Below are 15,399 nucleotides of genomic sequence, written 5' to 3'. Positions count from 1 at the left end.
TTAACCTCAGTTGGGTGACGAAGTCAAGCCATACGATGAATGCCTTATCTTACATATCAGGAGGAGTAAACATGTTTAAACGTTGGATGGCTTTAGCTGTAATCAGTTTTTGTCTTATTTTCACGCTGGCAGCCTGCGCTGCAAAGTCGGAGACTGAGGAGACCGGCCAGGCAGAAACGGCCAAACGGATTACGGTTGCGATTACCCAAGATTTGAAGGGGGGCAAAATCGATGCAACCACCTATAACGGCGCACGCGCCGTACAGACGGCCATCTATGATGCCTTGGTGGAGTTTGGCGAAGGAGGCACGATCTTGCCTAGCTTGGCCGAGGCTTGGGAGGCATCGGAAGATGGGCGGACATATACCTTTCACTTAAGGAAGGATGTTTTATTTTCCGATGGCAGTGCTTTTACCTCCGCAGCCGTGAAGTTCTCGCTAGAGCGTACCGTAGCCAATGAGGAGACGGCGTCCCTTGAAATTGCACGCAAATTGGAGAAGGTGGAGACGCCGGATGACCATACAGTTGTTCTGCATTTTAAGGAAATGGCCGCGCAGACGCTTCTTGAGCTTAGCCAAGCTAGGCCTTTCCGGATCATGAGCCCGAATGCGGTATCCCCGGCCGGAGCGATTGACGGTGAATTCATCAAGTCGGTCGGCACAGGACCGTGGCAGCTGGACAGCTACAAGGAAGGATCGGAAACCGTGCTGGTGGCGAATGAGCACTACTGGAAGGAAGCAGCATCAAAGTACTCGCTCGTATTTAAAGTGGTTACCGATCCTCAGGCACGCGTACTGGCGCTTCAAAGCGGCGAGATCGATATCGCCGGCGGCGAGGTGGGCAGCATCCCCTATGAGAGCCTGCCGCTTTTTGAGAACAACAATAAATTCAAGCTGGAGCATAACGCCAGCACGATGTCTTATTTTATGGTCTTGAACCAGAAAAACGAGTTTTTGACGGACAAAAATATACGGCAAGCTCTAAATTACGGTACGGATACGAGTAAAATGATGAGCGGCCAAGGAGCGGAAGTTGCCGGATTGTTCCAAAGCACAGTCGCTTTCGTTACGCCGGATAACCAGCCCTCCTATCGGTATGATGCGGATAAGGCAAAGCAATTAATTGAAGCTTCGGGTTATCAGTGGAATGCAAGCACCAGCCTTTACGAAAAAGATGGCAAGACCATCGCGCTGCGGCTGGTCATTCAGACGGAAGAGTATCCAGAGTGGAAGGAAATGGCCGAGATATTCCAGAATCAGATGAAGACGATTGGCATTAAGGTCGATATCCTCAATCAGGAACGGGCGGCTTATTATGACGCGCTTTGGACGAACAAACAATATGATCTCTTGCTGTACAGAACCTATACGGATGCGCAGCTGCCTTACCGTTTCTTGACCTCTTTGTTCTACCATACGGCAGAAGCGCCAGCGGTCGCCTATCAGGATCAGATGCTGACCGGTTATTTGGATGAGATTGCTGGAACGGTTTCGGAGACTGAGCAGCAGCAGTTGTTTAACCGGCTGTTTGAACGTATGCACGAAGAAGCGATGACGGTGCCGATTTATTATACGAAGCAGACCTTTGTTCACAACAGTAAGATCACAGGCTTTGCTTTTGGCACCATTGAAGATAACCCTGTGAAATGGCATCAGTTAGTTATTGAGGAGTAAAAATGGTTCGATATCTAGCCAGTCGTTTGGGTATGCTCTTGCTTACGCTCTTGTTGTTAACCTTGTTTGTATTTGCGCTTATGCATCTGGCTCCGGGAGATCCGGCCGCCTTAATGCTGCAAGGGCTGGGCGCTTCCCCAGACGGCAATATGATCGCGTACTATCAGCATAAATGGGGGCTCGATCAATCGTTTGCAGCGCAGTACCTGACATGGCTGCTGGAGCTGCTGCAAGGCAACTTGGGTCATTCTTATATTACGAATAAGCCTGTAGCGGATGAGATCTTTTCACGGATGGGCCCCACGCTTATGTTGATGGCGAGTTCCTTTGTTCTGACCTTTCTCGTTTCTGTCCCGCTCGGCGTGCTGACGGCATTGCGGGAGCGAAGCTTGCTGGACCGTGTCGTTTATGGGGGTACGGTGCTGGGCTTGTCGATCCCTCTGTACTGGCTTGCCATTATGCTTATGCTGCTCTTTGGCGTCATTTGGCCGCTCTTTCCGATTATCGGAGGCGGCTCGCTGCGTCATTATGTCCTTCCTGTCACGACAATCAGCATGATACAGAGCGTCTATTTTATCCGAATGATTCGCTCCTTCACGTTGGAATCCAAACAGGCTTTCTACATTGAAGCAGCAGTTGCACGTGGTTTGAGACGGCGAATCTTATACCCTTCCTACCTGTTCCGAGCGATGCTTATTCCTTTCATCACTATCGTGGGCACGAGCTTCCCCAGTTTTTTTGGCTCGTCGATCATCATTGAGAATGTGTTCAGCTTTCCGGGAATCGGCAAATACATGCTGGATATGATCTACATCAGGGATTTCCCTGTGATACAGGGCTGCAGCCTATTGCTTGCTTCTGCAATTTTTATCGTTCATTTCATGACGGACCTTTGTTATTATTTGGCTGATCCGCGCGTTCGGCTTGAGAAGCAGAGGTGGGAGAATTGATTGGCTTCCTGTTGAAAAACAAAACTTTGTCTGCGGCGCTCTTGTTTATATTGTTCTTATTGCTAGCCGGTATGTTTGCGGCATGGCTGCAACCCTATGATCCTTATCAGCCTAATTATGATGCCAAGCTGCAAACGCCAGGCTTCAAGCATCTGTTTGGCACTGATTATTTGGGTAGGGATATTCTCAGCCGGGTGCTGGCCGGAATCAGCCAGTCGGTATTTCCTGCTTTTGTTGTCCTTGGCCTTGTCATGGCGATTAGCCTCTTATTAGGCACTTTGAGCGGTTACTACGGAAGGCGGCTCGATATGGTGCTGATGAGCATCACGGATATTTTTGTGGCGGTGCCTAATATACTGCTGACCATCGTTATTATCGGCTTTTTGGGCTTTGGAATGGAAAATGTCTATGCTGCTATTCTGCTATCCTGGTGGGCCAAGTACGTGCGAATTATTCGTGGCCTTGTTCATGATGTGAAGAAAGAGCCCTTTATGCTCTCCAGCCGGGTAAGCGGTTCGTTTGGGATCGTTCATATTGTTCGCCATATTGTGCCCAACCTGATGCCGCAGGTGGTAACGCTGGCAATTTTGGATGTAAGCAGAGTAATTCTAACGTTATCGGGCCTCTCGTTTCTGGGCATTGGTGCTCAGCCTCCGTCACCGGAATGGGGAGTCATGCTGCTCGATGGCAAAAACTATTTGCAGATTGCTCCGTGGATGGGCTTTTTTCCTGGACTTATGATATTTGCGACCGCCTGCGCCTTTCAAATTTGCGGAGAAAAGCTGCGCAGTGTGTTTAAGCTGAAATAAGGAGTGAGCGAAGATTGGAGTCATTGCTGAAGTGAAAGAGCTCTGTATTAGGGATTCCAGCAATCGGACGTTGGTTGGCGGCAGCTCCTTCAAGCTGCGCGCTGGAGAGACGCTTTGCCTGATCGGCGAGAGCGGCAGCGGCAAAACCTTAACAGGCAAAGCCTTGCTCGGCATGCTGCCTTTCCCGCTGAAATGGACGGGAGATATTTTTTTCCGTGACGAGCCAATCCGTCGCTTTCGCAGGCGCGACTGGCAGCGCGTAAGGGGGAAACGAATCGGCACGATTTTTCAGCAGCCCGAGCAGGCGCTTCATCCCGCTATTCCCATCGGAAGACAGCTCGGGGATTTGCTTCGAAGCCACCTTCCGATTACGAGGCTTGCGGCGGAGAGAAAAGCCAAAGCGATGCTGGGCAAGGTTTCTCTTCGTGACGTTGACCGGGTGATGAAGAGCTACCCTTATGAGCTGAGTGGAGGCATGAATCAACGTGTGATGATTGCGATGGCGCTGCTTCTGGAGCCGGAACTGCTCATAGCAGATGAGCCGACAAGCGCGCTCGACGTCACGACGCAGGCCGAAATTTTAACCCTGCTGAAAGGTTTGATCTCGGAAAATCAGATGAGCATGCTGTTTGTCACGCATGATTTGCTCATCGCCAATTATTTGGCGGATACGATTGCGGTCATGTACCGAGGAGAGATCGTAGAGCAGGGCAGGGCTGCGGATGTGCTGAAGCACCCTCAGCATGCGTATACGAGGGAGCTATGGCAATACCGCTCCGCATTTATGCTTCCGTAGAAAGGGGATGGAGCAATAATGCTCGAAATCAGACAGCTGTCGAAAACGATTGGGTCCCAAAAGATCCTCTCGAATATGGAGTTTAGTTTGCCGGCAGGCGGTTCGCTAGCAATTGTCGGTGAGAGCGGCAGCGGCAAATCGACGCTTGCGCGAATCATAATGGCGCTGGAGCGCCCAACCGTAGGCGATGTCAGGTTTGAGGGCACGCTCGCTCCAACCCGCAAGACCGCCGCATTTAGAGGCTGGTATAGTGACATCCAATTCGTATTTCAAAATACGGCCGCCTCTCTCGATCCACGAATGACGGTCGGACAGAGCATTGAGGAGCCGCTTCGTCATTTTACGAAGCTTGGCAAGGCGGAAAGACGGGAGATGACCGCAGAATACGCGGCTTTGGTAGGTCTTCCCTTGTCGCAGTTGGCGGCTAGACCGGGGCTGTTAAGCGGCGGACAGTACCAGCGTGCTTGCATTGCTAAAGCGCTGATCGTTAAGCCTAAGCTGCTGGTTTGCGACGAAATCGCCTCCAATCTGGACGTCATCCATCAGCACAAGATCATGGAACTGCTGCAAAGGCTAAAGGCAGAGCAGAATTTGTCGCTGCTCTTTATTACGCATGATCTCACCCTCGTCGCGGGTTTATGTGAGCAAATCCTCGTCATGAAAGAAGGGCGGATGGTCGAGCTGTTCGATTCGGACTCGTTGCTGTCCGGCGAGCGTCAGCCCTATACAAAGGCACTGCTCGAGGCGGTCAGGCTGCTTGGCCGCGGAGCATAAAGAAAATAGCGTGCTTGAGCCAGAGCGGAGCTGCTTTGGGATGATCTTGCCGTTATATGGAGGATACGGCAGGATGTTTCCGAATGGATAGCATTGGTTTCCGCTCACCCCGTCTAAGACGGAATTATTAGAAATAGCGCGGCCGGATACGGTTTTTCATTAGGTTTAGTATTCGATATACTTAAATGGACCGATTGGAAAACATTATCTGGAGGGTGATTTTACTTGACTTACATGGACATGTTAGGACGTCGGAGTATTATTTTGAAGCGCAATATCGGAAGCTTAATCATGAAAGACAACAAGCAGGGGCTTAGCCTGCAGGAAAGCAATTTTTATCAGAACATGGTCAAAGAATGGCATCAGAACGAGATCGAGATGAACGCGGCGAAGAAAAATTCGTGACCGTTAAATCAACATTAACCTATAAAATGAATCAATCTAATTATGATGATGAGCACAGTGAAGAAGTGCGGGAGCTGTGAGCGTAAGGAAAGAGAAGGCGATGGGAGTCAATGAAAGGCAACCATGTTGAAAGCTTTATTTAGGTAATACTTTGTAATGTTAAGTGTGGCTGTGTTGCTGGAATCTATCCTGTACATCAGCAGTATAGAAGCCGATAAAAGGTGCGAGAGGTAACCTATGTTGTAGGCCATACAACATAGGTTACCTCTTTGGAGTCATAAGGTGGTAGTTTGAACCATTCTAATGCAGATATACAGGATAGAGTATGTGCAGCGGGGAAACAGAGCAAAGTTACTGTGGAAATACAGGATAGCTGGGTAATGGTAATGGTCGTACTAACAGTAAATGGTCGAGAAACTTAGAAAAAAGGGATATCCACTGAGCAGAATGTCTGCTTTGGATATCCCTTTTTCGTTAATTACTAAGCGATTAAATGAGTAGAAAGGATACTAATGAGTTTAACGGTGATCTTCGTAACTAAACCATTGCATCGACTTTGCAGCGGATTCGGACTCGCTAGCGGCATTGAGGTTTAGCCCAAGGTCGCTCTTCGAGCTGTTCCAGCTCTCAGAGGAAGAGCTGTACTCGCTGCTGTTGCGGTCGTTATCGTTGCTAGCCCATTTCTCAGACTTCGCAGCGGATTCGGACTCGCTAGCGGCATTGAGGTTTAGCCCAAGGTCGCTCTTCGAGCTGTTCCAGCTCTCAGAGGAAGAGCTGTACTCGCTGCTGTTGCGATCGTTATCGTTGCTAGCTGGTTTCTCAGACTTCACAGCCGACTCGGACTCGCTAGCGGCATTGAAGTTTAGCCCAAGGTCGCTCTTCGAGCTGTTCCAGCTTTCGGAGGAAGAACTGTGCTCGCTGCTGTTGCGGTCGTTATCGTTGCTAGCCCATTTCTCAGACTTCGCAGCGGATTCGGACTCGCTAGCGGCATTGAGGTTTAGCCCAAGGTCGCTCTTCGAGCTGTTCCAGCTCTCAGAGGAAGAGCTGTACTCGCTGCTGTTGCGGTCGTTATCGTTGCTAGCCCATTTCTCAGACTTCGCAGCGGACTTGGACTCGCTTGCCGCATTTAAGCTCAAGCCAAGGTCGCTCTTTGAGCTGTTCCAGCTCTCAGAGGAAGAGCTGTACTCGCTGCTGTTGCGGTCGTTATCGTTGCTAGCCCATTTCTCAGACTTCGCAGCGGACTCGGACTCGCTAGCGGCATTGAGGTTTAGCCCAAGGTCGCTCTTCGAGCTGTTCCAGCTCTCAGAGGAAGAGCTGTACTCGCTGCTGTTGCGGTCGTTATCGTTGCTAGCCCATTTCTCAGACTTCGCAGCGGACTTGGACTCGCTTGCCGCATTTAAGCTCAAGCCAAGGTCGCTCTTTGAGCTGTTCCAGCTCTCAGAGGAAGAGCTGTACTCGCTGCTGTTGCGGTCGTTATCGTTGCTAGCCCATTTCTCAGACTTCGCAGCGGACTCGGACTCGCTAGCGGCATTGAGGTTTAGCCCAAGGTCGCTCTTCGAGCTGTTCCAGCTCTCAGAGGAAGAGCTAGACTCGCGACTGCTGCAGTTGCGATCGTTATCGTTGCTAGCTGATTTCTCAGACTTCACAGCCGACTCGGACTCGCTAGCGGCATTGAAGTTTAGCCCAAGGTCGCTCTTCGAGCTGTTCCAGCTCTCAGAGGAAGAGCTATACTCGCTGCTGCGCTCGGACGACTTCGAAGCGGCTTCTAGATCGGCAGCGGCTTGCAAGCCTAGACCGATTTCGCTTTTGCTGCTGGTCCAATTTTCATTGGCGGCATGGCCGTCACGATTGTCACCTTGGAGCTTGGTTTTAGATGCCGTATCTGCTTGAACATTGGCGTTAAGACCGGCACTCAAGCCAGCATTGCCTGCCTTCCAAGTTTCCGACGATTGATTGCCATGACGACCTTCCGTGTTGGCATCATAATTCCCTGCAAGAGCAGCATCCAATTGAAGGTCAAGGCCGAGCCCAAGGCTGCCATTGCTGCGGTTGTTCTCGCGACCGGAATTTCCGTTGAACTCGGAATTAGCTTGCGCTTCAACGCCAACCTTGATGCCAAGTCCCAGACCTAACGCACCTTTTCCAGCTGAAGAGCTGCTGGCTTCCGAAGCATAGCTCATTTGCGAAGCCCCTAATAATCCGATTACGAACGCCGAAGATAACACCGTCATTTTTACCCATTGTGGTCCTTTTTTCATTTTCATGCACTCCTTCTCATTTTTAATTGAATGTAAGATTCAAGGTTTGAGAGAAAGAGGCATACATAGGTGGCTGCTCCGGTGGTGCCTGTGACCATTGGTCGTTCTCGATTAAGTAAAGACTGGATACACGCCAGGCAGATCCACGGGGCGCATTAACATTCAGCATGGTCAAGATCATCCAAGGAGCTGACCAGCTATTGACCGCTGGACCTCCTGCTGCCGAAGCATTTGAGCCAGCAACCGCAGGGCTAACAGTCACTACTGCGTTAGCAGGAACTGCAAGCGGCAGCGTCAGAGGTGGTCTTGTGACTGGCGCCGCTGCGCGATCATAGCGGCTGCTTGACGCTTTCGTTTCATTAATGTTGACTGATCCTTTATTGCTGCCTGATTCTTTGACTGCAGTATCTGGCTTGTCCTGATTGGGCACCCGAGGCCCTGTGCTTTCTAAATCTCGTTGTCCATTTGTCTCATCGTCACTTGCTATCTTATCCTGTGAAGGTGTGACGATGACAGGCTCAATAGGTTTTTCCGGCAAAGGGTCGGCAGATTCGACAAGTGGCGGAACAGGAACCGTCTCCACCGCATCATCGTTTTCCTTGTCCAATCCCACAGGAGGAACGCTTGGTTTCACGACTGGCAAGCGTACGCTAATATCCGGCAGTTCAAGCTCCACTTCGGGCAGCCTATCATTTCCGCTTCCCACGATGGCCTTTACAGAGGGAATGCTTGCTGCTAAGAGAGGCGTTTTCGCCTTAATAGCGGGAGCTTCTACCTTGATGTTAGGCAGAAGATTATCCTGCGCGTCAACGGCGATTTTTTTGCCGGATGTTTCGACGTTCAGCACGGGTGTCGAAATGCCAATAGGAGAAACTTCGGCAGTGACACCAATCGAATCCTTTACTTGAATTGCAACTTGAGGCGTTTCCACCTGAACGATGGGCGTCTCGATTGTAAGGGCTGGCAGTGAAAGATCAAGCAAGCCTGTGCCCTGTTCTTTGATGTCCGAAGACTCGGAAGCCGCTTGCTCTGGTGTGCCGACATGAATAATGGGGCTAACTATTTCCTTGAGCAGCGCAGACGCCTTGGGTGGCTGAGCCATCTGAACGACAAAGCCGATTAGCATAAGCATTGCCACCGTAATCGACAGCTTTAGCCACCTCAGGCGGTTAAGCTTGTATGGCATAGGGGGTTTCACCTCCTTTCAATGCGGTTGTTACTTTATACACGATAGGGATAGTGTTTTGGATCACATGGGTTTTAAATAACCAATTTGGCCTGCGATCAAACATACGGTGAAATATGAGGTATAATAGAGAGAACAGCCATTTTGGCAGCAAAAGATAAACGGAGGTTTCTGGCTATGTTGGCGGTTGAAAGAACGGCGTACCTGACGATTGATGAGGGTCCGGCCGGAGATTTTAGGCAAAAGGTAGAGTATTTAAACGCAAAAGGCATTCGGGCGATTTGGTTTTGTATGGGCGAGGCGTTGGAAAAGTTTTCGGATGAGGCGATATTCGCTATCAAAGCTGGACATTGGATTGGGAATGGCAGTTATGACCATACCGATTTGTCGGCAATCTCCCTTCCTAATGCGAGGGAGCAGATCGGGCAAACCGACCAAATTATAAATGAGCTGTATACGGAAGCGAAGGTAGCAAGAACCGCCAAGTTGTTTCGTTTTCCTTACATGCAGCATGAAGCGATGGTAGAGCATTTTGCAGGGATAGATCGCGTGCTGGGGGAGCTTGGGTACAGCGGGCTTCCTTTTGAAAATAGCGCTGGAATCGGATCAGAGCATCACGTTACGTTTACCTGTGATACGTTTGATCTCAGCGACGCTTCTGCGTTTAGCCAAGAAGGCGGTTTGCTATATGAGGCCGGCAATCACATCATTAAGCTGCACGACTGGATCGGATTAGCGCCATTTCAGACATTGATTGACAAGTTATTGTCCATTGGCCTAGGTTTTGGGCTTCCTCAGGAAGTAGATGCAGCTGCGGATGCTCATTTGGCCTACATCTAGCGACAGGAAAGACGGGTAAAGCACACAACGGACAATAGCCGTGTGCTTTACCCGTCTTTTTGTGAGGCGTGGCCTTCAATAGACATATTTTCGCTGGGCCCAGTAACTGAAGAGAAACAGCGTGCCTTCCGTCAAAAGCTTCGCAATGAGCAGCGGTATGCCAATTCGTTCGTTAAAGACGTACATCAGTCCGTAATTTAAGCAAATGATAATAAAGACCAGCGTAAAATATTTTGGCATAGACGATTGAATGGCCGATCGTTTGCCTTTCGAAAATACGAAATTTTTATTCATGGTGTAATTGAAGATTGAGCTTGCCAGCCGTGCTCCCAGAACGGCCAGCAGCAGGCTGGAGCTAAACAAATGTATGACCGCAAGCAATAGGTAGTCGATCAAGGCAGAAAGTATGGAAGTCAGGCTGAACTTAAGGAAAGGCGCATAAATTCGAGCAGAATCGGCAATGGGCCTGAAGTGGGAAGACTCATTGTGATCGAGATATACAGTGTCGATGGTTATTTCGTGAAAAGAGTACCCCGCCCCCGGTGCCTCAAGCAGCAGATTCATCTCATATTCAAAGCGGTCGCCTGGGATGCTGCACAACCAGCTGAGCATATCGAAAGAGTAGCCGCGTAAGCCTGTTTGTGTATCGTAAATGCGATGGCCGGTCGTCATGGCATAGATGAGACGGGTGGCTGTATTCCCAAAGCGGCTGCGAAGGGGCACGTTACCGGTAAAGCGCCTGCTTCCGAGAATGATATGACCATCATATTGTTCGATGCTGTTGCCGATTTTGATAATATCCTGCGGAAGATGCTGGCCGTCGCTATCAGCGCAGACAACACCGCCGGAGTAGCCCTTTTGCATAAAATAATGAAAGCCTGATTTCAAGGCATACCCTTTGCCCCGATTGACGCTATGCGTGATGACCGTGCAGCCAAGCTCCCTTGCCTCGCGAAAAATTCCGCTGTAGGCTTCGCCGCTCCCGTCATCGACGATCACGATAGTGAATAAGCCGCTGGCTCTTAACTGATCAATAAGTTTTAACAGCCTTATATCCGGCTCATAGGAGGGGATTAATAGATTCATGGCGTCATGCCTCCTGTAGTTGTTATGGTTGCTGCGCATTACTCTGAGATGTAGAGGATATCGCTGACGCCTCGTTCTTGCTGCTTGCCAAGCGGGTTATTGACAACCCTGCCCATGAAATACATCGTTGACGATCCGCCGCCGTCTAGATTGTAAGCCTCGGTTGCCCCAAGCCCGACAAAGACGTCCGCAAATTCAGCCAAAGTCATTCCTTTGCTATAGTTGGCTTTTCGTCCATCCACCACGACGAATACATAGTGATTAGGGGCGATCATGCCGACGCCCGTTCGGGGATTCGAGCCTTGAATGGAACGATTGCCGAAGTTCGTGTCGATGACGACCTTATCAAAGTCATCTGCAACCGCGCCTTCCTTTACAAGGACGGGGCCGAAGGAATAGGTGTTAGTCACTCCCTCGGCAAGCAGCTCGGAGGAGGACAATTGTTCTTCGTTATAGGATTTCATTGTGCCGTCAGACAGCAATGCTAAGGCGTCGCGGGCAGGCTCGTCCCGATAAAGGGTGCCGTTGCGAATAATAACGCCATCGTTGCGGAAGCCGTAGTAATCGCCATTAATGGCAAAGATGGCATTGTTCTCCGCGGCAATGGTCGAGGTATCCTCCGTGATATTCCGCCCGAATGCGTTTTTGGCAAAAGCAGCTTGCAGCAGAGCGGGCTCTTCAAGCTGAACATCCGCGACGTAATAGGTGATCATATCGCTGCCCGTGCCGGTTTCTACCTTTTTAATTTGAATGCGGGTGTCCTCGCTTTTGTAATTCCAATCATCCTGCTCCACCTGTTCTGGCACAGCTTGAGCTTCGTCGGATGATGTGGAAACGGAAGGCGTCTGAGGGGCAGCAACGGTGACCTCCACATGCTCGATCAGATATCGGTCGGCAAGCGAATACAGAATGCCTCCGATCAGTAGAATACAAAGAGCTGCGGCAAAGCCGATTTTTTTGCGTTTCGTTATCTTAATAATCGTAATCAACTCCTGCAAGGGGATAAGAAGCCAGCTGATCTTTCCCGAATAAGCCGGGCATCCGTTTCTGAATATTGCTATTGTGATCCCGAAACGTTAAGTTCATATGAAGCGGGACTGAACGTTTACTGAATGCAGAAGGGCATGGGTCTGTCATAAAGCGGCAGCAGCAGCGACAGTTGAATTTACGTTGGAAAAGATTGTACAATGGGTGAAGAACCTGCTTGAAGAAGCCTTATACATACCGTAAATGAAGGGATGAGTGCTCATGAATACACGAATGAAACAACTCGAGGATAGACTTGCCAACCAACATCATAAGGACTTGTTTCTGCAAACGACGCACACCCTGAAAGCAATAGACGATCTCGCTGACCAGCACAGACGCTTTCAATCGATGCAGGCGATTAGCGGTGTCAAAATTGTGGGTACAGAAGAGGCGCTATTTTATGAAACGCTGACTCAGGTGAAGGAAGAAATTGTGGCTACGTTGGAAAAAACGTTGAATGATCTTGAGCATAAGGGCGATAAAAACTACAATAAAAACTTTAAGGACGGCGTGGAGTAGCTTAGTCGCCGATATGAAAAAAGCTGGACAGAAGATAACTTCTGTCCAGCTTTTTTGTGATTTTTAAAAGGAGGAATAGCTGAGCTATTCCTTGAAGTTTTAGGGGGATTTCAGTGTTATTTTAGAAATGGAATGATATAATCTCCTAGTGAAAAATGGATTTCAATACATCGAGGTGAATGGTCACGAAGCGTTATGTCTTTTTCTTGCTCATTTTTCTGCTTGTTGCAGTTCCCCTCTGTATTCTGCATTTTAATAAGGAATCGGATAGGAAAGTGAATTATGGAAAATATGAGGTTCCCCCTACACTAAACACATTAATTAAGCTTGAAAAGGAGCTCGATCATGAGGGCTATAGCATGTGGGAGGTTTTAGGCTTTACTTTTGAAGATAGCCAATATCGTTATTTTAATACGCCGAGCGACGTAGTTGTATTTGCTATGACGGGAGGAGACGGCATTCATTACGGCTTTTTAACTGATTATGGAACGGCTGCTGATTTGGAGAATGCGCCGATTGTCGAGGTGTCGCCTATGTCCTTTGATCGACCGGTAAAGGTGGTCGCGAATAATTTGAAGGAATTTATTCGAATTGCGATGCTGGATTCCTCCATGTTGTATATGGAATATGCAAACGAAGAAGCCTATCTTGCTTTTGAAAATGAACTGAGCTTTCCGCCATCGGATGAGTCAAAGCAGAATAAAGCAGCTGTCGTGAAAAAGCTGGAAGAAAAACTGTCGCTTCCGTTAATTGACGATCCCTACACGTATTCAGTAAGGGCTAAGAATGAACGAGCAAAACGTATCATAGTGGCAACTCAGGATGGTTTGGGCGTAACGAGTCAAGTACCGGCTACTGGGCAGATTGCTGAACCGCTATTTTATATCCATGCAGATGAAGATTTGGATTTGGAGGCACTTTCAGAATACTTCAAGACGGCTCATTATGAGCACAAACTAGCTATTTTCCGTGACATACAGTTCCATTACATTATCAATGAGGATGTGGAGATTCAAGCCATAGTTGCAAAGGAAATGCGAAGCATGGGGCTTGTGGATGAAGCGGCCAGAATATATGTAAGATAGGCTAGCAAAGTGAGATTTCTATTGTTAATCAGAAGGAGTTAGAATAAACGAGCGAAACAAAGTAAGCGCTTCATGCGTTTATATAAGCAAGAATGGACTTGGAGAGAGGGGTTATTTCAGATGCGCTGGATTCCCGCCGCAAGAAGCAGTCATTGGTGGTTGTTGGCTGGAGCATCTTCATTATTAATTGGTATTTTATTGTGGATCATTCGTTTTCTCATTCTAGGTCAGCCGTTTACGGGCATGCATGCTTTCCGATTTTTGCTATTAGCTGTCGTGCTATCCTTCTTTTTAGGTGCTGCAGGTTGGCTGGGTGCCAGGAAGCTTTGGCTGTTCTCGAATTTGGGCATCGTGACCGGTCTAGTGCTTATGGCTATGTATTCACGGGATACGACAGGCTGGGAGGACTTAATTAGCTTTATTGTCTTTCTCGAGGCGGTGGCTGCCGGTTTTATCGTTGGCTTGGTGGTCGAAGTCATTTCTCTCATTATGAGGGCTCAAAAGAATAAGTAAATCAGAAGGAGGCGCGACAGTGATGTCGCGCCACTTTTTTTGCAAAGGAAGACGGTGTTTGTATATCTCATGACCTGGGTAAATACAGATACGATAGCGCGACCGTTTCGTAAGGATCTCTTTCTTAGTCCCTAGGTGGGGCTGCAGTGTCTAGGAACGCCCGTTAAGTGGAATGATTTAGAAGAGATCGTTATTTTGTAAATGGATGAGGAAATAGGAAAAACAAAGCAATGGTTACGCAGGACTGGAAACGATAAATGAAAAATAGAAGGAGGATTCTATGAACGCAACGTCAGAACGCCAAGGCTTTGTAGCTATGCTGAAGAAAGGCAATAAATCCTCCGCGATAGCGATGATTGGGAATGCCGTGATTGCGGCGATTAAAGCATTCGCTGCAGCTTTTAGCGGCAGTGGCGCTATGTTTGCATCGGCAATGCACTCCCTAGCTGATGCCATTAATCAGGGCTTTGTATTTGCCGGGAGCATTCTCTCGGAGAGAAGGCCGACGCCGCGGTTTCCGACCGGTTTTGGGCGTGTCATTAATATTTTTTGTATGGTGGCCGTCATCGTCGTTACCATTATGGCTTATGAAACGATTCGGGAAGGCTGGCATTTAATCCAGCACCCTGTCGCGAGCGAAGGGATTTGGCTTAATATTGGCGTTCTGCTCGTGAATCTTATCGTAGACGGGTTGATTTTGGTCAAGGCTATGAAAGAAATTCTGACCGAGACCAAGGCGGAAGCGCATGGCCTTAAGGTGGTAGGAGCCGCATTCAAAAATGTAGGACGCTCGGCGCCAGCCACACGGTTAGTCTTTTATGAGGATATCGTTGCCGTTACGGGAGCGCTTCTGGCGATGATTGCTGTTCTTGTGGTTTCCTTAACGACCTTTGAGATCATGGACGGTGTCGTCACGGTATTGATTGGATTGTTGATGGTAGGTGTCGCTTTCCGGGTGGGGTACGATAATATGATTGGCCTGATCGGAGTTTCCGCACCGAAGGAGGTAGCCGACAAGGTTTCCAAAATCATTTTCTCCGAGCCGTTCGTGACGGATATTTATCAGCTGCGTATCTTGCAGGAAGGGCGCTATTACCACGTAGAGGCGCTGATGGAGCTGAAGCCGGGACTTACGCTGGCCGATGCGGATGACATTAAATTCAAGGTTCGCGATAAGCTGCTCCAGGATTCTGACATTACGGACGCGATCTTAGGCATTATCGAGGACGACGGCGTAAAAAGCTGGGTTCCCATTGATAAGCGATAGTGGGTTGGCCGGTTGAGTTACTGAAATGAGAGAACAAAACAAGCGCAATGTCCCCCGAGGGATATTGCGCTTGTTTGTTCTATTTATGGTATGGAACAAACGTTCAGTCTATAGGAAATGAGCTTGGAAAATAACAATTTTATCTGTAACAAGGCTCTGTGCTGCCCGGGGATTCTTCTTCTAACCCTCCATATTGTCCGAGCTTGTCC

15 protein-coding genes are annotated in these 15,399 nt (G+C 49.0%); 11 read left to right on the top strand and 4 right to left on the bottom strand.

Going from position 1 to position 15,399, the window contains the following annotated elements:
• Positions 1 to 71: 71 nt before the first annotated feature.
• The 6 genes from FJQ58_RS05175 (at position 72) to FJQ58_RS05150 (ending at position 5,407) form a co-directional block, all read left to right on the top strand.
• Positions 72 to 1,673 carry an ABC transporter substrate-binding protein gene (locus FJQ58_RS05175; protein WP_162341324.1) on the top strand — a complete coding sequence of 534 codons (1,602 nt, stop codon included), beginning with the start codon at positions 72 to 74 and terminating at the stop codon, positions 1,671 to 1,673.
• 2 nt (positions 1,674 to 1,675) lie between these two features.
• A complete protein-coding gene (locus FJQ58_RS05170) occupies positions 1,676 to 2,623 on the top strand; it encodes an ABC transporter permease (protein ID WP_139991366.1) in 948 nt (315 codons plus the stop codon).
• Positions 2,611 to 3,432, top strand: coding sequence for an ABC transporter permease (locus FJQ58_RS05165; protein ID WP_139991365.1), 822 nt, complete (start codon positions 2,611 to 2,613; stop codon positions 3,430 to 3,432). The genes FJQ58_RS05170 and FJQ58_RS05165 overlap by 13 nt, the downstream gene beginning before the upstream one ends.
• 31 nt (positions 3,433 to 3,463) lie before the next feature.
• Positions 3,464 to 4,228, top strand: coding sequence for an ABC transporter ATP-binding protein (locus FJQ58_RS05160; protein WP_162341322.1), 765 nt, complete (start codon positions 3,464 to 3,466; stop codon positions 4,226 to 4,228).
• A gap of 18 nt (positions 4,229 to 4,246) precedes the next feature.
• Positions 4,247 to 5,002, top strand: coding sequence for an ABC transporter ATP-binding protein (locus FJQ58_RS05155; protein ID WP_139991363.1), 756 nt, complete (start codon positions 4,247 to 4,249; stop codon positions 5,000 to 5,002).
• A 225-nt stretch (positions 5,003 to 5,227) separates the two neighbouring features.
• On the top strand, positions 5,228 to 5,407 hold the full coding sequence (locus FJQ58_RS05150; protein ID WP_139991362.1) for a hypothetical protein: 180 nt from the start codon (positions 5,228 to 5,230) through the stop codon (positions 5,405 to 5,407).
• Between the two features lie 518 nt (positions 5,408 to 5,925).
• Here the strand turns inward: FJQ58_RS05150 and FJQ58_RS05145 are convergent.
• Both FJQ58_RS05145 and FJQ58_RS05140 read right to left on the bottom strand, forming a co-directional pair.
• Positions 5,926 to 7,665, bottom strand: a complete 1,740-nt coding sequence (locus tag FJQ58_RS05145) for a hypothetical protein (protein WP_139991361.1) — start codon at positions 7,663 to 7,665, stop codon at positions 5,926 to 5,928.
• Positions 7,666 to 7,687: 22 nt separating this feature from the next.
• Positions 7,688 to 8,851 (bottom strand): hypothetical protein, encoded by a 1,164-nt coding sequence (locus tag FJQ58_RS05140; protein WP_139991360.1) that lies wholly within the window; start codon positions 8,849 to 8,851, stop codon positions 7,688 to 7,690.
• A gap of 177 nt (positions 8,852 to 9,028) precedes the next feature.
• On the opposite strand from FJQ58_RS05140, the gene FJQ58_RS05135 reads away from it, so the two are divergent.
• Positions 9,029 to 9,691: a polysaccharide deacetylase family protein gene (locus FJQ58_RS05135; RefSeq protein ID WP_139991359.1), complete on the top strand. Its 663-nt coding sequence runs from the start codon at positions 9,029 to 9,031 to the stop codon at positions 9,689 to 9,691.
• A gap of 75 nt (positions 9,692 to 9,766) precedes the next feature.
• Here FJQ58_RS05135 and FJQ58_RS05130 read toward each other — a convergent pair whose 3' ends face one another.
• Both FJQ58_RS05130 and FJQ58_RS05125 read right to left on the bottom strand, forming a co-directional pair.
• Entirely contained in the window at positions 9,767 to 10,777 is a 1,011-nt protein-coding gene (locus tag FJQ58_RS05130; RefSeq protein ID WP_139991358.1) for a bifunctional glycosyltransferase family 2/GtrA family protein, read from the bottom strand.
• A gap of 38 nt (positions 10,778 to 10,815) precedes the next feature.
• Positions 10,816 to 11,775 carry a phosphodiester glycosidase family protein gene (locus FJQ58_RS05125; protein ID WP_238403821.1) on the bottom strand — a complete coding sequence of 320 codons (960 nt, stop codon included), beginning with the start codon at positions 11,773 to 11,775 and terminating at the stop codon, positions 10,816 to 10,818.
• Between the two features lie 250 nt (positions 11,776 to 12,025).
• Between FJQ58_RS05125 and FJQ58_RS05120 the strand changes: the two genes are divergently transcribed.
• The 4 genes from FJQ58_RS05120 to FJQ58_RS05105 all read left to right on the top strand — a co-directional run bounded on the left by FJQ58_RS05120 (position 12,026) and on the right by FJQ58_RS05105 (position 15,190).
• Positions 12,026 to 12,325 carry a hypothetical protein gene (locus FJQ58_RS05120; protein WP_139991356.1) on the top strand — a complete coding sequence of 100 codons (300 nt, stop codon included), beginning with the start codon at positions 12,026 to 12,028 and terminating at the stop codon, positions 12,323 to 12,325.
• Between the two features lie 359 nt (positions 12,326 to 12,684).
• Entirely contained in the window at positions 12,685 to 13,410 is a 726-nt protein-coding gene (locus FJQ58_RS05115; RefSeq protein ID WP_139991355.1) for a hypothetical protein, read from the top strand.
• Positions 13,411 to 13,530: 120 nt separating this feature from the next.
• Entirely contained in the window at positions 13,531 to 13,923 is a 393-nt protein-coding gene (locus FJQ58_RS05110) for a hypothetical protein (protein WP_139991354.1), read from the top strand.
• 280 nt (positions 13,924 to 14,203) lie between these two features.
• Positions 14,204 to 15,190, top strand: coding sequence for a cation diffusion facilitator family transporter (locus FJQ58_RS05105; protein ID WP_139991353.1), 987 nt, complete (start codon positions 14,204 to 14,206; stop codon positions 15,188 to 15,190).
• The last annotated feature ends 209 nt before the right edge of the window (positions 15,191 to 15,399 follow it).

It is taken from the genome of Paenibacillus paridis, assembly GCF_006345825.1.
GTDB lineage: Bacteria > Bacillota > Bacilli > Paenibacillales > Paenibacillaceae > Pristimantibacillus > Pristimantibacillus paridis.
This window is presented reverse-complemented; position numbering and strand designations above follow the sequence as displayed.